At 62.6% G+C, this 18,351-nt stretch carries 19 protein-coding genes; 1 reads left to right on the top strand and 18 read right to left on the bottom strand.

Annotated features, from left to right (window positions below):
* The 7 genes from VKI00_RS07130 to VKI00_RS07100 all read right to left on the bottom strand — a co-directional run.
* The coding region (locus tag VKI00_RS07130) for a phosphatidylglycerol lysyltransferase domain-containing protein (RefSeq protein WP_324436290.1) at positions 1-898 on the bottom strand (898 nt) is incomplete at its 3' end.
* 37 nt (positions 899-935) lie between these two features.
* The gene (locus tag VKI00_RS07125; protein ID WP_324436289.1) at positions 936-1,775 is read right to left on the bottom strand and encodes a slipin family protein; all 840 of its coding nucleotides are present in this window, start codon (positions 1,773-1,775) and stop codon (positions 936-938) included.
* A 41-nt stretch (positions 1,776-1,816) separates the two neighbouring features.
* On the bottom strand, positions 1,817-2,179 hold the full coding sequence (locus tag VKI00_RS07120) for a hypothetical protein (protein ID WP_414687135.1): 363 nt from the start codon (positions 2,177-2,179) through the stop codon (positions 1,817-1,819).
* A 237-nt stretch (positions 2,180-2,416) separates the two neighbouring features.
* Positions 2,417-3,241 (bottom strand): universal stress protein, encoded by an 825-nt coding sequence (locus VKI00_RS07115; RefSeq protein ID WP_324436287.1) that lies wholly within the window; start codon positions 3,239-3,241, stop codon positions 2,417-2,419.
* Between the two features lie 27 nt (positions 3,242-3,268).
* Entirely contained in the window at positions 3,269-4,156 is an 888-nt protein-coding gene (locus VKI00_RS07110; RefSeq protein ID WP_324436286.1) for a universal stress protein, read from the bottom strand.
* Positions 4,157-4,403: 247 nt separating this feature from the next.
* On the bottom strand, positions 4,404-5,210 hold the full coding sequence (locus tag VKI00_RS07105) for a lysophospholipid acyltransferase family protein (protein WP_324436285.1): 807 nt from the start codon (positions 5,208-5,210) through the stop codon (positions 4,404-4,406).
* 261 nt (positions 5,211-5,471) lie between these two features.
* On the bottom strand, positions 5,472-6,878 hold the full coding sequence (locus VKI00_RS07100; RefSeq protein ID WP_324436284.1) for a wax ester/triacylglycerol synthase family O-acyltransferase: 1,407 nt from the start codon (positions 6,876-6,878) through the stop codon (positions 5,472-5,474).
* 156 nt (positions 6,879-7,034) lie between these two features.
* Here VKI00_RS07100 and VKI00_RS07095 point away from each other — a divergent pair, with 156 nt between their 5' ends.
* A complete protein-coding gene (locus tag VKI00_RS07095) occupies positions 7,035-7,469 on the top strand; it encodes a pyridoxamine 5'-phosphate oxidase family protein (RefSeq protein WP_324436283.1) in 435 nt (144 codons plus the stop codon).
* A gap of 141 nt (positions 7,470-7,610) precedes the next feature.
* Here VKI00_RS07095 and VKI00_RS07090 read toward each other — a convergent pair whose 3' ends face one another.
* The 11 genes from VKI00_RS07090 to VKI00_RS07040 all read right to left on the bottom strand — a co-directional run.
* Positions 7,611-10,010 carry a cation-translocating P-type ATPase gene (locus tag VKI00_RS07090; RefSeq protein ID WP_324436282.1) on the bottom strand — a complete coding sequence of 800 codons (2,400 nt, stop codon included), beginning with the start codon at positions 10,008-10,010 and terminating at the stop codon, positions 7,611-7,613.
* Positions 10,011-10,021: 11 nt separating this feature from the next.
* Complete coding sequence (locus tag VKI00_RS07085) at positions 10,022-10,915, bottom strand: universal stress protein (protein ID WP_324436281.1); 894 nt, start codon at positions 10,913-10,915, stop codon at positions 10,022-10,024.
* 51 nt (positions 10,916-10,966) lie between these two features.
* Complete coding sequence (locus VKI00_RS07080) at positions 10,967-11,506, bottom strand: GNAT family N-acetyltransferase (protein ID WP_324436280.1); 540 nt, start codon at positions 11,504-11,506, stop codon at positions 10,967-10,969.
* A 33-nt stretch (positions 11,507-11,539) separates the two neighbouring features.
* On the bottom strand, positions 11,540-12,370 hold the full coding sequence (locus tag VKI00_RS07075) for a universal stress protein (RefSeq protein WP_324436279.1): 831 nt from the start codon (positions 12,368-12,370) through the stop codon (positions 11,540-11,542).
* 12 nt (positions 12,371-12,382) lie between these two features.
* Positions 12,383-13,363 (bottom strand): Acg family FMN-binding oxidoreductase, encoded by a 981-nt coding sequence (locus tag VKI00_RS07070; RefSeq protein ID WP_324436278.1) that lies wholly within the window; start codon positions 13,361-13,363, stop codon positions 12,383-12,385.
* A 110-nt stretch (positions 13,364-13,473) separates the two neighbouring features.
* Positions 13,474-14,100 (bottom strand): TetR/AcrR family transcriptional regulator, encoded by a 627-nt coding sequence (locus VKI00_RS07065; protein ID WP_324436277.1) that lies wholly within the window; start codon positions 14,098-14,100, stop codon positions 13,474-13,476.
* Positions 14,100-15,170, bottom strand: coding sequence for a zinc-binding dehydrogenase (locus VKI00_RS07060; RefSeq protein ID WP_324436276.1), 1,071 nt, complete (start codon positions 15,168-15,170; stop codon positions 14,100-14,102). Before VKI00_RS07060 ends, VKI00_RS07065 begins: the two co-directional genes overlap by 1 nt.
* Positions 15,171-15,181: 11 nt before the next feature.
* A complete protein-coding gene (locus VKI00_RS07055; RefSeq protein WP_324436275.1) occupies positions 15,182-16,351 on the bottom strand; it encodes a lipid-transfer protein in 1,170 nt (389 codons plus the stop codon).
* Positions 16,348-16,803 carry a MaoC family dehydratase gene (locus VKI00_RS07050; protein ID WP_324436274.1) on the bottom strand — a complete coding sequence of 152 codons (456 nt, stop codon included), beginning with the start codon at positions 16,801-16,803 and terminating at the stop codon, positions 16,348-16,350. The genes VKI00_RS07055 and VKI00_RS07050 overlap by 4 nt, the downstream gene beginning before the upstream one ends.
* A complete protein-coding gene (locus VKI00_RS07045; RefSeq protein ID WP_324436273.1) occupies positions 16,800-17,942 on the bottom strand; it encodes an acyl-CoA dehydrogenase family protein in 1,143 nt (380 codons plus the stop codon). Before VKI00_RS07045 ends, VKI00_RS07050 begins: the two co-directional genes overlap by 4 nt.
* A gap of 16 nt (positions 17,943-17,958) precedes the next feature.
* Positions 17,959-18,351, bottom strand: a 393-nt coding sequence (locus VKI00_RS07040; RefSeq protein ID WP_414687134.1) for a Zn-ribbon domain-containing OB-fold protein, incomplete at its 5' end; no start/stop codon positions are given.

The raw sequence follows: 18,351 nt of genomic DNA, 5'->3' as shown, positions 1-18,351 counted from the left end.
GCGCGCCGCGATGTGATGCATAGAGCACCTCTGCCAGCTCGCCCGCGAGCATGTCGTCGAGTCGCTGTTCGGACACTATTTCGGTGGTAATTCCCACGTTGTGTGTGCGTTGCACTGCCTGACGCAAGTTGCGGTATTTTCGCCCGGCCATGTCGAACCGGCACACATCGATCACGACATCGCGTCCAATGGGCACTGGCCGTAGCGATTGGCCGATCACGGCGCGATCACCCCACAACCCAAGCCACTGCTCACCGCAGCCCAGCACGACGATGCGCCAGCCACGGCTGCGACACATCGCGGCGAAATCACCGACGAGCTTCGGAAAATCGCTGCGCTGCCCGATGGGGTCGCCACTGACAACTGCGAGGCCAAGCCGCGCGCAATAGGCGATTGCCGCGGTGCCTTGATCATTGAAGTAGTAGCTCTTCAACGATTGCATGGCGAACGGGGCGAGCGGATCACCGTGCGTCGCTTCGATCAGCGGCCACACTCGCGCCAGCGCAGTCGGATCCCGCCGCGACGGCACCGGCCACGTCAGCACCCATCCGGCGCTGACGACGAGTCCGTCGCCGAGTAGCTGAAACGACAGCACGTGCGTGACCAACCCGGTCAAAACCATCACCACCGCCGCGGTGGCATGGCTGATGGTCACGGGCCGACCCAGCAGAATCCCGCGCGCGGCCAATATCACCGCCAGCGCAAGTGATAGCGACCATGCCAGTCGCCTCGCCGTATACCAGTCGGGAGCGTAGTGGTAGCGCGCCAGCACTAGGATCAGCAATCCGAACGCGCCGACCAGAGCCACCATGCCAACCCGGCGCGCTCGTTGCGACTCGGTGCTGATCATCACGCGATCACGGTTGTCGACCTCGGCTAAACTCGCCGTCTCGTTCATGGCGACTCTTCACCTGTGGCCGGCCCGTGCGCGGCCTTCAGTGCGCCGCGGTATGGGTGAGCGCCTCATGCACCAGACCGTTGGGTTGGGTGGACTGTGAGGCGGCCGATTCGCGGGTCAGAAAGCCGGTTAGCTCTCCGATCGCGCTCATCAGCGGGGCGGGAAAGACGACAGTCGTGTTTTTCTCAACTCCGAGTTCGGCCAGGGTCTGCAGGTTCCGCAGTTGCAAGGCAAGCGGGTGCATCATCATGGTGTCGGATGCTTCCCCGAGTGCCGCCGCGGCGCGTGCTTCGCCCTCAGCGGCAATGATTTTGGCGCGCTTTTCGCGTTCGGCCTCGGCTTCGCGGGCCATCGCGCGTTTCATGCTGTCCGGAAGCTGGATGTCCTTCAGCTCTACCAGGGTGACCTCCACGCCCCATTCCACGGTGGTGGTGTCGAGGATCTGACGGATGCTGGCATTGATCTTTTCGGTCTGTGCGAGTACCTCGTCGAGGGAATGTTGCCCGACAACGTTGCGCAAGGTGGTCTGGGCGATCTGATCAATTGCGGCATGGACATTTTCGATGACGACGACTGATTTGCGTGCATCGACGACGCGAAAGTAGGCGACCGCCGCGATGTCGACGCTGACGTTGTCACGGGTGATGATGCCCTGTGACTGAATCGGCATCGTCACAATACGCATCGAAACTCGCCACAAGCGGTCGATGATCGGAATTATCAACCGCAGCCCGGGTTCGCGAACGGCGACGACCCGACCGAGGCGAAAGTGCACACCTCGCTCGTACTGCCACACTATCCGGATCGAGGCGATCAAGAACAGCAACACCAAGACAAGGACCGCAGAAATTGTTGCAGCTAGTGTGCTTTGGCTCATGATGACATCTCCAATCTACTGGTCCGATAATCTTTTCGAGGTCACGCGGCGCGTGGCAGATCCGTGGTTGCGTCTGCCGCTCGCTGCGCCGATCGCTCAGATGGAGGCATCCAGCCGACGTAGGTGAGGTACAAGCCGATCAATGCGAAACCGATACACACCGCCTGCCAAAGCGCGCCCATGCCGATCACCGAATTAGCCATCGATATGAACGCCTTTGGGAAAGCAAGCAGCAACAGCCCACGCAGCGTCACAAGCCAACCCATAATGGACACCACGATGGCGGCGGGGCCACGCCAATATGAGTGGAGCGCGATCATGACAAGGCCACCGATGAGCACAAACGCGCCCGCCACCCATGACCACAACGCGTTCGCACTGAAATCTTTCATCAGCGCGGGCATCTCGGAGGCACGTGCCCCGGCGGTGGCGCAAGCGATCACAAGGAACGGGCCGAGCACTCGGGCGAACATGCGCGTCCTGATCTGCGGCTGGTGAGAAGCGTTCATTCCTGTACCTCCGGCTGGCGTCGTCAGCTGCCGCTGACAACGTGGTTGAGATCTATTAATCTCCCAGAGTTATCCGACCATTCCGCACATCTCGCGGATAGGGACGGAAGTCCCGCCACCTCAGGCCATTCGTCAATTCGGCTGTTGGTGGCGCACCAGCAGGACCGAGCAGTTTGGATAGGCAGCCAGTGGGTGGCCGTGCGGACCGACGAGGCGGGTTAGCTTATTGGCGTCGGCCCCGCCGGTGACAAGCAATTGAATGGGTTCGTTGCGGGTCACCAAGTACTCGGTAGCGGTGTCGGTGATGCACTTGTGTACGGCCACATCGGGATATCGTGGTAGCCAGTTGCCGAGTCGCCGATCAAGCTCTTGCCAGGAAATCCTCCCGACTTTCCATCGCCTCACTCCCAATGCCAGCACGGAAGCCTTACGCAGCCACGCTTCATCGAGAGCGTGGTGGATGACATCATCGCTGTCGGGGTAACGATCTAACACTGCCACGATCGGCTTGCCATCGCGCGGTTCGCCGTCAGTGCGGATGATCGCGACGGGGCAGTGCGCATGCTTGGCCAGGGCTACCGCGCTCGAGCCCAGAAGCCGGCTGGCCGCATGTCCGATCCCGATCGACCCCACACAGATCATCGCTGCATGGCAAGACTCCTCGATCAGGGTGGAGTCAATGTGGCCGCGACGAATTGCCGTGTGGACCTTGAGTGGCCTGCCGCTGGCTTGGATTGCGGCATGAGCCGCATGCAGGGCTGTTTCGGCGTATTGCGTCGCCAGATGGTCATCCTCGCCGAGGGTGGTTGACGCCTCCTCCGCATGCACGACCTGAACCAGCCGCAGCGGAATTGCTCTGCTGATCGCTTCATCGATGGCCCACTGAGCCGCGTTGATCGCCGCGGTAGACCCGTCGATTCCAACCACGATCTGACGAGCAGAGTCGGTCGGTTTCACGCGTGCCCCTGCTTTGTCGAGAAAGGGTTACGACTGCCTGGCCACGATCACCGGTATACGCACGGATTGAACGACAGCGTTGCTGACTGAACCTAAGAGCATGCCCGTGAAGCCACCCCGTCCGTGACTTCCTACGACGACAAGCTGTGCGGCTTCGGATGTTTCGACGAGCACACGGGCCGGTCGGTCACAAACGAGGAGCCGATCGACAGTCACGTCGGGATAGCGTTGTTGCCAACCCGCCAATCCCTCAGCCAGAAGGCGCTCTTCTTCGGCCTTTACCGCCGACCAGTCCAAACCTGGAAGTTCAAAAATCTCTCTGTCACTCCAAGCGTGCAGTGCTATCAAGCCGACGTGACGACGTGATGCTTCGTCGAACGCGATTGCGGTAGCAAGCGCTGAGGCCGGTGAGCCGTCGATTCCCACGAGGACGGGGGCCTGAGCCGGATGTGGCATCCGCGGCTCCTCATCGCGGATGACCGCGACAGGACAATGTGCGTGCCGCACCAGCGCAGAACTGGTCGAACCGACCAAACTGCGAGCCAACGCGCCACGGCCGTCGTTGCCTACCACGACCAACTCGGCCACTTTGGACAGCTTGACGAGCGTCGGAACGGTAGCCGAAAACATCAATTCGCTCTCGATCGATATCCGGGGCTCACCGTTTGCGATATCACGGGCGATCTTCAACGCGTCTGCGAGGATCTTGTGACCCTCGTTTTCTTGCCATACCGCAAATTCATCCAGCAGCGGGGCTTGTGACCATGGCGAAGCCGCGGGATTGACCACGTGGATCAGCGTTAGCGGAATGTGGCGCATGACCGCGTCATGCGCGGCCCAACAAACAGCGGTATTTGATGCGGGCGATCCGTCGACGCCGACGATGATCCCGTATTTCTTGGCCTGTGATGACATTTCGCGCTCCTCCTTGTCAAACAAGAACGCTAGGCCGAACCGCGTCGCAGATCATGGGGCGTTAGTCCTCAACCGCATGGGCATAGGACTCTTTGCGACGCCTCCCGACCGGATGAACCGCTGCCAGCGCGTCGACTATCTCGTCGACTACGGAGCGGCGTGATCGACATCGAATGCCGTGGCCAAGTCCAACGGCTCACGCCTGGCCGTACAGTCGAATTCTCTTAGTGGGCTTGGCTAGGTTTGATCAGCCCAGAACCGGGAATCGGCGCTCGCGGGCAAGGCGGTCCAGGGCGTTCTGCATTACCGAGCGGACGTAAGAGTCGACCTCGGCGACGTTGGGGTTTTCACCGAACAGGGTGCGGATGTCGATCGGCTTGAGGACCTGATTGACGATCTTGGTGGGCAGCGGGAGATTAGCCGGGAAGAACATCGTCACACCGAACGGCAAACCGACTGTGACGGGCAGGATATCGAGCCTGATCCGGTGCAGGCCAAGTCGCTGTGCCATCCGATCGCCACGGCTTAGGAATAGTTGGGTCTCCTGGGCCCCGATCGACACCACGGGCACGATCGGCGCGCCGGTTTCGATGGCCACCCTGACGTATCCGGTGCGGCCGTTGAAGTCGATGACGTTTTGGCTCCGCGTCGGCCGGTACGCGTCGTAGTCGCCACCGGGGTACACCAGCACGACCGCTCCGGAATGCAATGCCTTGGAAGCATTTTCGGGGGTGGCATGGATGGCACCGATCCGGCCCAAGTATCTGCGCAACGGTGTGAAGAACACGCCATAGTGGGCGAGGATGTAGAGCGGGCGGTCGTACCCGAACGTGTGGTAAAAAGCCGGACCGAACACGAGCGGATCAGGCGTCAACGCTCCGCCGGAGTGGTTGGATACCATCAAGACTCCGCCGACGGCCGGGATGGATTCCAAGCCCCGCACCTCTACCCGGAACCATCGATTGATGATCGGCGCGACCAGCTTGGTCGCCTGCGCGGTGAAGACAGGATCCCACTTTGCGAGTTCCGAAGCGTTGAGATCTTTGTCGCTCATGGTGCTTGCTGGGTGGCTTCAATATCCGCCGTGGCCCAGATCATTGGGTTCTTCGAGGCGCCAGGTAGAAAATGGAAACGCTGACATTCGCTCAAACATCGACGACTCCTTTCCGGGAGAAGTCCGATACAGCCTCGGTATTTCTGAGTAATTCTTCGACTTGCCGTTAGGGCTGACGAGAGGCCAAAGTCATCCGGCTAGGGGATAAGGTCATTCGTTGACGGTCCGATAACCCGCCGATAGGGAGCGCCGCCAAAGCTCCTACGCGCTCTGAACTGCCTTGGTCCGTCGGCCTTTGCGTCGGCGAGTTCGGCTGAGGGCCACCAATCGCGCCACCGCATGCTCGATGCCTGCGGCGAGTTGATCTAGGTCGGGCGCGGCGTCGTGGTCGCCGGTGATGCCGAAGACGAAGCTGTCGGCGTAGCTCACCATCGCGATGCCGGTGCGCAGCTGGAGGGCAATCGGTGGTACGGGCAGGATTTCCAGCACCTCACAACCCATCAGCTGCTGGCGACTACGTGGCCCGGGAACGTTGGTTGCCAAAGCAGTGACGGCATGTTGCGGCAATCGGGTCAGCATTCGCATGGTCCACGCCGACAAGGTGAACGGGACGCTGTTGACCGCCGCCAGCAAAGCGGTGGCGCCTTCGCGCTGGCCACTGCTTTTAGCGGTCATGAGCCGCGAGTGCACGAGTTCCAATTGTTTGACGGGGTCGGCCTCGTCGATGGGCAGTAGCGGCAGCATCGCCGAGACCCGGTTGTCGGTTCGCTGGAAGTCCTTCATCGACCGGACCGATACCGGAACCAGGGTACGCAGCGAATCGTGATGGGGCTGTTCGCCACGGCTCAGCAGAAGACTGCGGTAGCTGTCGGTGATCGCAGTCAGCGCAACGTCGTTGAGCGTCACATCAAACGCTCGGGACACCTTCTGCATTTCAGCGAGTCTGACCCTTGCCGCGGCGTATCGTCGCATCGTTGTCACCGGCCCGCTCAGCGAGGATTCGGGCGGTGAGCTCAGCAAGCCCGCCGTTAGCTCGGCGACGCCCATTGCGGCGTGTTCAGCAACATTGGCCCCTGCCACCGCGGTCCGCCACATGCCGCCGACCCACGTCAAGGGGTTCATGCTTATCGGCAGCAAACGCAGCGCGGGCTTATCCGATTCCTTTGCGGCCCGAATGCTTTTCGCGAAAGTATCGCCGACGCCGCTATCGCTGAGCTTCGCCAGCATCTGGGTTGTGGCGATTCCATCGGCGATGCAGTGGTGGAGTTTCATCAGGATCGCCCACCGGTTGTCGGTGAGGCCTTCGATAATCCAGCACTCCCACAGCGGACGCTCACGGTCGAGCCGATGCTGCATAACTGTCGCGATCATCTTGAATAGCTGGGCGTCATCGCCGGGCTCGGGTAATGCAACGCGGTGCACGTGATGCGAGATGTCAAAGTGCGCGTCACCCACCCATTCAGGCGAGCCGAGGTCAAGCGGATGGGTGTGCAGCACTTGGGTGCAGCGGGGAATTGCACGTACCCGTTCGGCGAAGGCTGCGACAAGCTCGTCATACTGCGGAACGGGTCCGGCCATGATCGATACGCTCGCAATTGCCAGGTTCACGTGAGGGTCGGAGTCCTCAACCTCCAAGAAACTCGCATCGAGCGCCGTTAAGTGCTCCATTAGCTCACTGTGGTCTTCGCTTGCACGCGTGGGCAGGGCCGGAAGTCCTCGTCTGTTGGGGCCGAACGACGCTGCTAAACCGGCGAGAGCCGTTGTAGCGTGGGGCAGGTGAGCGAGCAAACGAGGCTACAGTCCCCGAGGTCGGTGAGTGTCAATATGTCCGAAACCGGTCAACCTGTCACCATCCTTTCGGCGACCGAAAGTTGGGATCTACTGGCAAGCGTGGCGTTAGGGCGTCTCGTCACGAGCGTCGACGGCCAACCCGAGATTTTCCCGGTCAATTTCGTTGTCCAGCACCGTACTGTGCTCTTTCGGACAGCGGAGGGCACCAAATTGGTCAGCACCGCAATCAACAATCGCCTTCTTTTTGAGGCCGACGACCATAACGCTGCGGAAGGCTGGAGCGTGATCCTCAAGGGCACAGGCCGCATGCTTCGTACCAGCGAGGAGCTTGAGGAGGCCGAGCGAGCCCAACTGTTGCCGTGGATTGCGACGTTGAAGCAACACTATGTTCGCATTCAACCGATTTCGATCACCGGCCGCCGTTTCCGGTTCGGTCCGGAGCCCAAGCCAGAATCCACATTCGCTTGACCGGCAGCGCTGGGAGCCGGCGCTTATCTACGGGGTCGTCAACGCTCAATCCCAAAACGCTCGCGCAGGAGCGCGGCGATGCGGCTGGCTTCCTGAGGTCCTTTGGGCGGGGATGTTTGCGGCTGCTGTGCCGGCTGGCCCTCAAACTTTCGGTTGGCGCCACAAACGAGGAGGCACTCCGCCAGCCGATCCCCGCAACCACCACAAAGCTTCGACGATCGCCGCGCCGAACACACCGATCAAGAGCGCGGTGCCGGTCAACGCGACGTTCGAGGGATCGAGCATGAACTGCGCGCGCGCGAGCGGGATGCTGAAAATCACCACGTATGCGCTGCCGGACAGCGCGACCAACATCACCCGCCACCAGGTGTAGGGGCGGGCCACCACCGCCAGCACCCACACCGCGATCACCAGCAAGGTGATCAGCGCCGACGTCGACGCCTGGGTTTGTTGGGCCGCGGTCGCCGCAGCCCCCTGGAAGGCGAGCAGATAACACGCGAATGTCGCGAGGCCGGCAACCGCCCCGTTCGGTATCGCAGCCGTCATCACCCGGCGGACGAAACCGGACTGTGCGCGTTCGTTGTTGGGCGCCAGCGAAAGGATGAACGCGGGTATTCCGATGGTGAACCAGGCGGCGATCGTCACATGGATCGGCTCGAAGGGGAACATCAATGCTTTGATGCCCAACGATTTCGCGGCGAGGCCGGTGATGCCGATCAGCAACGCCAGCAATACCGAGTACACGGTCTTGGTCAAGAACAGGTTGGATACTCGCTCGATGTTGCCGATTACCCGTCGCCCTTCGCCCACTACGTACGGTAGCGTTGCGAACTTGTTGTCTAGCAGCACGATTTGAGCCACAGCCCGTGACGCGGCGCTTCCCGCCCCCATGGCGACGCCGATGTCGGCATCCTTGAGCGCCAGTACGTCGTTGACACCGTCGCCGGTCATCGCAACCGTGCTGCCGCGGGATTGCAAGGCGCGCACCATCGCACGCTTCTGGTCTGGGCGCACGCGGCCAAACGTGGTGTATTTCTGCAGGGTTTCAGCCAGCTCATCCGGATCGGTGGGCAGCTCCCGAGCGTCGAGCGTTTCCCCGCGAAGACCAAGCTTCGATGCCACCGCGCCCACCGACGCAGCGTTATCACCCGAAATCACCTTGACCGAAACGCCCTGATCAGCAAAGTAATTCAGGGTGTCGCGGGCATCCGGGCGCACCCGTTGCTCCAGCATTATCAGGGCGACGGGAACAACTCGGTCAGGTGCGCCGGGATTGTCGACCGGTAGGTCGGTTGATCCGAGTAGCAGCACACGCAGCCCCTGTGAACCTGCGGCCTCGGCCTGCCGGGCAACCGGCGACGCCGGATCCTGCAGCACATCTGGGGCACCGAGAACCCAGTTGCCGTGCTCGCCGAAAGACACCCCGCTCCACTTCGTGGCCGACTTGAACTGGGCGGTCGCAGTGACGGTCCAGCCCGGCGGGTTGCGGTAAGCTCCCGCGATCGCCTCGATGCTGGCGTTGGGGCGTGCGTCGTCGGCAGCTATCGACGCCAGTACATCGATAATCGTGTCCATGCCGACCGGAGAATCGAGCAGCTGCAGGTCGGCCACTTGCATCCGGTTCTCGGTCAGCGTGCCGGTCTTGTCGGCGCACACCACGTTGACTCGCGCTAGACCCTCGATGGCCGGCAGCTCCTGCACCAGGCACTGACGGCGACCCAGGCGAACGACGCCCACCGCGAACGCGATCGAGGTCATCAGCACCAGGCCCTCGGGGACCATCGGAACCAGCGCTCCCACCGTGCGCAGCACCGACTGCCGCCAGCCGACATGGGTGGTGAACAGCTGCGTATAGATAATCAGTCCCCCGGCGGGAATCAGCAGGTAGGTGATGAATCGGAGAATCTTATTGATTCCGGCCTGCAGCTCCGAGCGCACCAGACTAAATTTGCTGGCTTCGGCGGTGAGCTTGGCCGCATAGGCTTCGTGTCCTACTTTCGTGGCACGGTACGCACCGGTGCCGGTGACGACGAAGCTGCCGGACATCACCATGTCATCAATGTGCTTTAGGACAGGGTCGGCCTCGCCGGTAAGCAGCGACTCGTCGACCTCTAACCCGGCGCCTTCGATGACCGTCCCGTCGACCACGACCTGATCGCCGGGACCCAATTCGATGATGTCGTCGGAAACCACCTCGTTGGGCGGCAGCTCACGTGTTCCGTCTGCCCGGCGGACCAGCGGCTTCGCTTGCCCAACAATGGACAGCTTGTCCAGCGTCTGTTTGGCCCGCAGCTCTTGCACCATCCCGACGACGCTGTTGACGATGATCAACAGCCCGAACAGCCCGTTGATCAACGAACCGGTCGCCAGCACGATGGCGAACAGCACGGCCAGGATCGCGTTGATCCGGGTGAAGACGTTGGCCCGGACGATGTCGGCCACGCTGCGGGTAGCCCGGCTCGGGACATCGTTGGCCCTGCCGTCGCCAACCCGCTGTGCCACTTCGGCCGGAGTTAGCCCGGCGGCCGGCGACGCGGTCATGAAGCGCAAGCTTAGGGCCCCGACTGGCGCACCACGATCACCGGCGTACGTGCCATTTGGGCAACGCTTTCGCTTACCGAACCCACCAGCATTTCTCCGAATCCGCCGCGGCCGCGACTGCCGACCACGAGCAGCTGGGCTTCCGCTGAATGTGTGACAAGTTGATGTGCGGGCTGATCGCGGACGACGATCCGACGCACCTTCACATCGGGATACTGGTCCTGCCAACCCGCGAGGCGCTCGGCGATTACATGTTCGGACATCGACTTCGCTGCCGGCCAATCGAGGCCGGGCCACTCCGACACGTCGACATCGCTCCAGGCGTGCAGAGCAATTAACCCCACTCTGCGACGCGAAGCCTCGTCGAATGCGATCGCGGTCGCCAACTCAGCTGCGGGCGAGCCATCTATGCCGACCAATACTGGTGCCTGAGCGTGATGCGGCGTCAACGGCTCCCGATCGTGGACGATCGCAACTGGACAATACGCGTGACGTAACAGCGCGGAAGCGACTGATCCGAGCAGCCGGGCAGACCAGCTGCCGTCGCCATAGGAACCGGTGACTACCATCTCGGCGTCTTTAGACAGGCCAATCAGTGTGGGAACGGCAGCCGACGGCAACACCTCCGTGTGGATCGCCGTGGGACCGCCATGATAGCAGGTCTTTTCAACGATCTTGACCGCATCATCAAGTAATCGGCGGCCGTGATCCTGCTGCCACTGGGCCAACCCCGGCGGCAACGGCGTGTTCCGCCACGACGTTAGGTTCGGCGAAATCGCGTGTACGAGGGTTAGCGGGATGCGACGCAATTCAGCCTCGCGCGCCCCCCACTCCACCGCCGCTTTGGCGGCCGGGGAGTCGTCCACACCGACGACAATTCCCAAATGTGCGTTGCGTGACGACATGGCTTCTCCCAGATGCGTTGGTTTCCAAGGGTTGCCGAGGACACTATCGGCTCAGTCGGACCCGACAGCGATTGCGGTCAAGTCGATGTCGAGGTGCACCACACCACTGTCATAGCTCTTCTGCTGCGGATGCAGGCCTGCATCGTGGAGCACCTTGAACATCAAGTCATTGGTCGTCAAGATGTCAGCGACCAAGTGCTGAATTCCATTGTCACGGGCGATCTGTGCGAGGCGCCCAAGTAACGCTGTCCCTACTCCGCGCAGGTGGTCTTTGTGCGCGACGACCACAGCGAGATCCGCCGTTGCCGGCTTACCGCACATCGCGTAGTTTGCGACACCGATCAACGTTCCGGATTCGAAGGCGCCCAGTGCGTAGTTTTGGCCGTTGTCGTCAGTGAGTTTGGCAGCCAGCTTTTTCAAATACAGCGGATGAACCGTGAAGAATCTCAGGTAGCGGTCGCGCTCGCTGAGCGCGTCATGAAGGGCGATCACTGCGTCGATATCCGTCGGTTGCAGCCGCCGCAACGACACCACGGCACCATCTCGAAGCGTCGAGGTGAATACGTCGTGCAGGAGCTCGCTTTCGGTCATGGTCGGCCGCCTCGGGATTTCGCTTAGTTCCTATTAGGACCGGACAATCAGCACCGAGCACTCTGCATGCCCGAGACTGGGGTGCCGATGTGGCCCAATGAGACGCGCGACTTGGTCAGCGTCGGTGCTGCCGATTACGGCGAGCTGAATCGTTTTGTCCATAACGGCAAGGAAGTCCGCAATGTCGGCTCGGGTGGCACCAGCGTAGATGTTTACGCCAGGGTGGCGTCGACCCCAGCACTCCACCCGTCGCTTCAGCTCGTCGCTGGGCATGTCACCGGTGTCTTTTCGCAACACTCCGAGGGCAAGTACCGGTGCGTGGCGCAACTGAGCCTCAGCCATCGCTTGCTCGACCACGTGATTGTTATCTGGTGATTCGCTGACTTCGACCACGATCAACGCGCTGTCGTGCTTCAGCTGGCTCTGTTGCGTGCGGATGATCGCGACCGGGCAATGAGCGGCCTCGGCGAGCTCGGCAGCCGTGGAACCCAGGAATGCGCGCGCAAAGCGTCCGATTCCCACCGAGCCGACGCAGACCATCTCGGCGTCGCGGGATTCGGCGATGAGCATCGCTGCGGGATCGCCCCGCAGAATTGCAGTTTCGACTTTGACGGGTTTCCCGGTGGCTTCCACCGCAGCGCTGGCGATCCTGAGCGCGGTCTCCGCATATTCGCGTTCCATCCCCACAGTGCCGACCGATGCCAGCGGGGCGGGCTCGGCCTGTTCGGGGATCACCTGGACCAGGCGGAGCGGGATCTCTCGACTGACAGCTTCATCGACTGCCCATCGCGCGGCTTGGATCGCGGCCTCAGAGCCGTCGATGCCGACTACGACAGCGGATTGTGGTGTGTTCGAATCGTGCATCGCTCGTTCCCGTCAACTTTCCAGCCGAAGTACTTCAGAGAGGTGCCGCCGCGGCGTGGGCGGCGGTGCTTTCTCGGTGACTGGCACCACGCCCACCCGGAGCAGGACCTGCGGTACCGCTTCGTGATCCATCAGCGACTGGATGAGTTCGCGGGTGACGTGGAGCTCGGTGAGGTGCGTTACCGGGCAGGTGGCGAGGCCGTGCATCGTGCATTCTAGCGAGACGGCGGAGAGCGCTTCGCCGGAAGCCAGTGCGTCGGCGCGACCGTTGCCATCGGTGGACAGCAGCAGGACCTTGGCGTGGTCTTCGGGAATTTCGCCGCGCCGTTCGGGCTGATGGGTGATCGGGAAGACCCGGTCTATCCCGACTCGGTCACCCTCGGCGGCCGAAACGAGCGCACTATATGGAATACCCTCTGATGCCTCGAATGGTGCTGTCCACCAATGGAGTTCGTCGTTGTAAGGAATGTCATAAAATCGTAACGACTCGGCAATCTCGGCTGCTTCCAGGAGTCGGGGACGCAAATCGTCGGAGAAGATGTCCAGGTGCACGCCGGCTTCGTCGACCGCGCTTTTCACCACCGGTTCGAAGGATTGCCAGTCCGTTGGTCCGCTGAAGGGCAACCGATCGGTGTGGCGTGCCCAGATGGCGTTGGCGCGACGTCGATCTTGCTCAGTCACGGCGTCGATCGGGGTGAATTGGATCGACGCCAGGTGATTCGGGTTGTTCGGACTTGGAAACCGTTCGACGTGCGACCGCCAACCGGCCGCGGCCATCGCCACCCGAAGATGATCGAGGGTCGCGCCGCAGCCGATCAGCGCTTCTCGCGCGGACTGATCGGTGTTCGGGACTCGACTTGGATCGAGGAACAACTGAAGTTGACCGCCATCGAACACCCACTGCCAGGGTTGGCTATTGTGCTGTGACGGGGCGCGGCACGCTGACCGCACCGCATCCTCGATGACTTCGACTTTCACCGCGGTGGCAGGCATCTTTCGACCTCCAATCTTTACCTGCCATCAAGGGTTATCCGGCGGCGCTGCCTGCGGCAGGGCCATTAGTCCTCGATCGGCGTGCCATCGGGCCATGTGCCGGCAGGCGGTTACCGCGCGTCGATTGCTCGTCTTGCCCGCGGGCGTTCGTTGGCGAACCCTCGGACCAGATGTGCCCGCACAAAGTCGGCGACGACATTGGGGTCGTCCATGTCCAGTGTCGATGACGGTGTGCTGAACAGCGAGAACAGGATGCGCGCGAACCATTCTCCGGCGGACTGGATGTCGAGGTCCTTGCGAACCTCACCGGTGAGCCTGGCGGCGGCGAGGTGGGGCGCGAGGAAGTCGACGCACTCACGCAGCAAGACGGCGGCGTCTTTGGTCAGCAGCAGGCTGATCGCTTCTTCGTCGAAGTACTTCTCGGAGGCGATGGCCCGTCGCGCCTGGGTGACGAACACCGCTGCGCGGCTGAGCTTGTCTTCCAGCGAGCTGCCCCGGTCCATCGCCATGGACATTTGGCGATAGAACTGCTCGGAAGCGTGTTCGGCGCATGCTTCGACGATGGCGGCCTTGTCACGGAAATACTCGTAGATTGTGCTGCGGGAGATACCCGCCATCTTGGCGATGTCGACAATTGTGGCCTTCTGCAGTCCTTGCTTGCGGAAGCAGGTGTAGGCGGACTCCACGATCAGCTCGCGGGTATCCGTCGCCTGAGTCAACGCAGAAGCTTGAGTCATCAGGGAACCAAAGCGCCTCTGGGCACCAACCCGGCATTGGCTGATTCGAATGCGGCGTTGACGTCAGTGAGATGGAACGGCTTGGGCATCAGCCGGCTGAACGGAAAACTGGTGTGCTGCAGAAACGACAAGCCGATCGCGAGGGTGACCGGGTCGTAGAGCATGACGCCGCGCACCGACTTGTTTCCGTAGACCAGAACGCTGGGGTCGAGCTCGAAGGTGCGTCCGGTTCCGATATTGCCGACCTCGAGCAATGTTCCGCCGTTGTTCAGGAACCCGATGCCGTCAGAAATGACGCCGGGAGCGCCGACGACTTCGAGCACCCAGTCGGCACCGACGCCGTCGGTGCGACTGCGGATCTGTTCGGTGATTTCGGCGGTCGAGATGTCGCCGGCGTCGATGCAGTGCGTGGCGCCGAAGTCGGATGCGACGTCGAGCCGCTCGGCGATCTTGTCGATGACGATGACCTCCGCGGCGCCCGCGGTGTGCGCGACGGCGGCGGCGTTGATGCCCAGCCCACCCGCGCCCTGGATCACGACGGTGTCGCCCAGCCGAACGTCTCGCAGCGCGAACAGCACTTGGGCCAGAGCGCAATTGAGCGGCGCGACCGCTTCGTCGGTCAGGTCCTCGGGCACCTTATACAACGGCTGTCTGCGGGTGGTGTAGTAGTACTCGCCGTGTGCGCTGACGAAGTGCGGGGCTTGGTCGTGGGTGCGGAACTCGCCCGCCATCAGGTTCTGGCAGGCGTGCGGCCGGCCGCGTGCGCACGCGTGGCATTGGCCGCACAACCAGAAGTAAGGGGTGACCACACGGTCACCCACCGCCAGCGGCTTGCCGGTCGCGTCGGTAGTCAGTCCGTCGCCGAGTTCGGCGATTTCGCCGACCATTTCGTGGCCCATCGCGAACGGGTAGAACAGGGGGAGCTCGCCGCGGAAGATGTGCAAGTCAGATCCGCAGATTCCGGCCATCCGCAGTTTCAGCGCCGCGGTACCCGGTGCCGGCGCGGTGAGCGGAAACTCGGCGAGCTCAATCGGTCCGCCGACAGCGGTCAGCAATGCGATCTTCGGCATGACGGTATTCCCTACCTGTCCGGCGCCAGAATCAGACCGCTGGTGGGCACCCCGGTGCCCGACGTGACCAGGACATGCTCGACGTTGTCGACCTGGTTGTACGAGGTTCCGCGTATCTGGCGCACGCCTTCGGTGATGCCGTTCATCCCGTGGATGTAGGCCTCGCCAAGCAGTCCGCCGTTGGTGTTGATGGGCAGTTCCCCACCCAGCGACAGCCGTTCGACCGTGGCGAAGTCTTTGGCTTCGCCACGACCGCAGAATCCGAGTTCCTCGAACTGGGTGAACACGAACGGGGTGAAATGGTCGTAGATGAAAGCGGTTTGGATGTCTTGTGGCTTGCACCCCGAATCACGCCACAGCCGGTCTGCGACCACGCCCATCTCCGGTAGCCCGGTGATGTCGTCGCGGTAGTAGCTGGTCATCATTTCACCGTTAGCGGCTGCGCCCTGGGCGGCTGCGGTGATGATCGCCGGCGGCTGCCGCAAGTCGCGGGCGCGTTCGGCGCCGGTAACCACCAGCGCGACGCCGCCGTCGCTTTCCTGGCAGCAATCGAGCAGTCGCAGAACCGGTTCGATGATCCAGCGAGAATTCTGATGGTCTTCCAATGTGATCGGACGCTGGTAGAACCACGCGTCGGGGTTCTTGGCCGCATGCAGACGGTCCACGACGGCGATGCGGCCGAAGTCTTCGTTGGTGACCCCGTAGGTCGACATGTAGCGCTGCGCGTGCATCGCGACCCACGCTGCGGGAGTGAGCAATCCGAACGGCGCGTAGTGCGCCATGAACAGCGGCGTCTCCGCGCTGGTGCGTCCGCTACCGCCGAAGCGAAAGCCGGAACGTTCGTTGAAGGCGCGCCAGCACACCACCACATCGGCAACGCCGGACGCGACGGCCATCGCCGCGTGCACCACCGTGCCCGCTGCCGCCCCGCCGCCATGATGGACTCGGCTGAAGAAGCTTAGGTCGCCGATGCCCACATTGCGGGCGATGTCGATCTCGTCGCTGGAGTCCATCGTGAAGGTGACCATGCCGTCGACGTCGCTGGGGGCCAGAGCGGCGTCGTCGAGTGCGGCACTGACCGCCTCGCACGCCAATTGCAGCTCGCTACGCCCGGATTCCTTGGAGAACTCGGTTTGGCCGATGCCCACAATGGCGCAGCTGCCGGGCAGCGAACCGCTCATGCGCCTGCTCCGTCGAGCAGGCTGAGAACGGCGGTGCCGGAGACGTGATCGCCGAGGCTGTTGGATGCCTTGAAGGTCACCTCGACGAAGTTCTCACCGTCCGATCCTTCGCTCTTGCCGGTCACGCTGCCGGTGAAGCGCAGCGGGTCGTCCGGAAAGCACGGCACGCCTAGGCGAATCGACAGCTTAGTGACCATCGCTTCGGGTCCTGCCCAGTCGGTGAGGAAGCGCACGCAATATCCATTGGAGGTCAGGATGTTCATGAACAGGTTGGGCGAACCCTGCTTGTTGGCGTAGTCGCGGTCGTGGTGCACCGGCATGAAGTCACGCGACGCGATCGCGCCAGCGACGATCATGGTGGTGGTGATCGGGATCTCGAGTGGCGTCACCTCGTCACCGACCTCGATGTCGCTCCACTGCAGGGTTGTGGCACGGGTCTTGGCTGTCGTCATAGCCGTCCTTCCGGGTCTTCTGGGTAAGTGCTTCCAAGGCGAGCCAGCTGCTGGAAAGCCGAACCCAGGGTGAGTTCGTTCTGTTTGGCCCATAAGAAGTAGCGATGCAGGGGATAGGTGATGTCGATCCCGATCCCGCCGTGCACGTGTTGGGTGGTGGCGGCGACCCGGGCGCCGGCCTCGGCAGCCCAGAACTTCGCGATGCGTGCTGCGCGGGCGGCTTGGTCAGGGGGCCGTCCTTCCGCGATCAGCCAGGCCGCATGCCAAGTGGTCCACCTGATCGCCTCGACGTCGATGAATCCGTCAGCCATCCGCTGCTGCACCGCCTGGAAGCTGCCGATTGGACGGCCGAATTGCTCACGCCCGGTGGTGTATTCGGCAGCCATCCGCAAGGCGCGGTCGGACACGCCCAGCTGGATCGCGCACAGGCCGACCAGCGCGCGGGTGTAAAGCGAATTGACCAGATCGCCGGGCCCTTCGAGCCGGTCTGCAGCGGAAACCGTTGCACCGTCGAGGAATACGTCGGCATGTGGTTCGCGAGTGGTGGTGGCCACCGGCCGGATTTCGACGCCGCGGGCGTCGGTCGTCAGCAGGAACAGGCCCACAGCCCCGTCATCTATCGCGACGGGAATCAGCACGGTGTCGGCTAGCTGGGCCGCCGGCACTAGCTCTTTGGTGCCGTCCAGCCGCCAGTTCGGGCCGTCGCGACGAGCGGTGGCGGCGGGGTTCGTCGGGTCGGAGCGGCCCGGCTCCTGTAGACCCGCGGTCAGGATGCGGGTTCCTTCGATGACGCCGGGCAGGAAGCGTTGCTGTTGCTCGACGGTCCCGTGGCGGGCGATCGAGTCGGCGCCCAGCAGCAGCGTCGGGTAAACGGGCACCGGCGCCACGCCCCAGCCCACTTCGGCCAGCAACACCGCGAGTTCCAGGAAGCCATCGCCTGAAACGCACGAGCCGCCGACCGATTCCGGCAACGCGACGCCCAGCAGGTCGACGGAGGCGAGTTCTTTCCACAGCGCGGTGTCGTACCGGGAATTGCCGGCTTCGAGTTCGGTAAGTCGCTCCGGGGTTGCTCGCCGCTCGAACAGGTCGCGAGCCAGCTTGCTGATGCTCTCTTGCTCTTCGGTGAACGTGAAGTCCATGGAAAGGTCACCCCGGTCATTCGGCAGCGGGGCGGAACTGGTGCAGCACAAGGTCTCCGTCGGCTCCGTCGAAAGTCTGGTAGAACACCTCGACCGGCATCCCGACCGTGACGTCAGCCGGGTCGATCTCACACAGGTTCGACACCAGCCGGATGCCTTCGGCGAGCTGGACCAGCACGACGATGTAGGGATAGTCAAAGAAGGGAAATCTTGGCTCGTGTGGCATCACGTAGCTGTAGACAGTCCCTCGGCCCGACGCCTCGATGGGTTCCCACTCCAGGGAGCGGCAATTCGGGCACATCGGCCGCGGTGGGTTGCGCAACGTTCCACATCCGCCGCAGCGCTGGATAAGGAGCTTGTGCTCACGCAGCCCGTTCCAGAAGAACTCGGTGTCCGGGCTGATCGTCGG

Origin of the sequence: Mycobacterium sp. (assembly GCF_035314665.1) — a bacterium.
Lineage (GTDB): Bacteria > Actinomycetota > Actinomycetes > Mycobacteriales > Mycobacteriaceae > Mycobacterium.
Note: the sequence above shows the minus strand (reverse complement) of the source record. Positions and strands in the feature narration are given on the sequence as shown.

What these genes read in the sequence shown, in the direction of transcription:
- VKI00_RS07125 (WP_324436289.1), bottom strand. Translation starts at nt 1,775, where the DNA reads ATGAGCCAAAGCACACTAGCTGCAACAATTTCTGCGGTCCTTGTCTTG.
- VKI00_RS07120 (WP_414687135.1), bottom strand. Translation starts at nt 2,179, where the DNA reads ATGCCCGCGCTGATGAAAGATTTCAGTGCGAACGCGTTGTGGTCATGG.
- VKI00_RS07110 (WP_324436286.1), bottom strand. Translation starts at nt 4,156, where the DNA reads ATGTCATCACAGGCCAAGAAATACGGGATCATCGTCGGCGTCGACGGA.
- VKI00_RS07105 (WP_324436285.1), bottom strand. Translation starts at nt 5,210, where the DNA reads ATGAGCGACAAAGATCTCAACGCTTCGGAACTCGCAAAGTGGGATCCT.
- VKI00_RS07100 (WP_324436284.1), bottom strand. Translation starts at nt 6,878, where the DNA reads ATGGAGCACTTAACGGCGCTCGATGCGAGTTTCTTGGAGGTTGAGGAC.
- VKI00_RS07095 (WP_324436283.1), top strand. Translation starts at nt 7,035, where the DNA reads ATGTCCGAAACCGGTCAACCTGTCACCATCCTTTCGGCGACCGAAAGT.
- VKI00_RS07090 (WP_324436282.1), bottom strand. Translation starts at nt 10,010, where the DNA reads ATGACCGCGTCGCCGGCCGCCGGGCTAACTCCGGCCGAAGTGGCACAG.
- VKI00_RS07085 (WP_324436281.1), bottom strand. Translation starts at nt 10,915, where the DNA reads ATGTCGTCACGCAACGCACATTTGGGAATTGTCGTCGGTGTGGACGAC.
- VKI00_RS07080 (WP_324436280.1), bottom strand. Translation starts at nt 11,506, where the DNA reads ATGACCGAAAGCGAGCTCCTGCACGACGTATTCACCTCGACGCTTCGA.
- VKI00_RS07075 (WP_324436279.1), bottom strand. Translation starts at nt 12,370, where the DNA reads ATGCACGATTCGAACACACCACAATCCGCTGTCGTAGTCGGCATCGAC.
- VKI00_RS07070 (WP_324436278.1), bottom strand. Translation starts at nt 13,363, where the DNA reads ATGCCTGCCACCGCGGTGAAAGTCGAAGTCATCGAGGATGCGGTGCGG.
- VKI00_RS07065 (WP_324436277.1), bottom strand. Translation starts at nt 14,100, where the DNA reads ATGACTCAAGCTTCTGCGTTGACTCAGGCGACGGATACCCGCGAGCTG.
- VKI00_RS07060 (WP_324436276.1), bottom strand. Translation starts at nt 15,170, where the DNA reads ATGCCGAAGATCGCATTGCTGACCGCTGTCGGCGGACCGATTGAGCTC.
- VKI00_RS07055 (WP_324436275.1), bottom strand. Translation starts at nt 16,351, where the DNA reads ATGAGCGGTTCGCTGCCCGGCAGCTGCGCCATTGTGGGCATCGGCCAA.
- VKI00_RS07050 (WP_324436274.1), bottom strand. Translation starts at nt 16,803, where the DNA reads ATGACGACAGCCAAGACCCGTGCCACAACCCTGCAGTGGAGCGACATC.
- VKI00_RS07045 (WP_324436273.1), bottom strand. Translation starts at nt 17,942, where the DNA reads ATGGACTTCACGTTCACCGAAGAGCAAGAGAGCATCAGCAAGCTGGCT.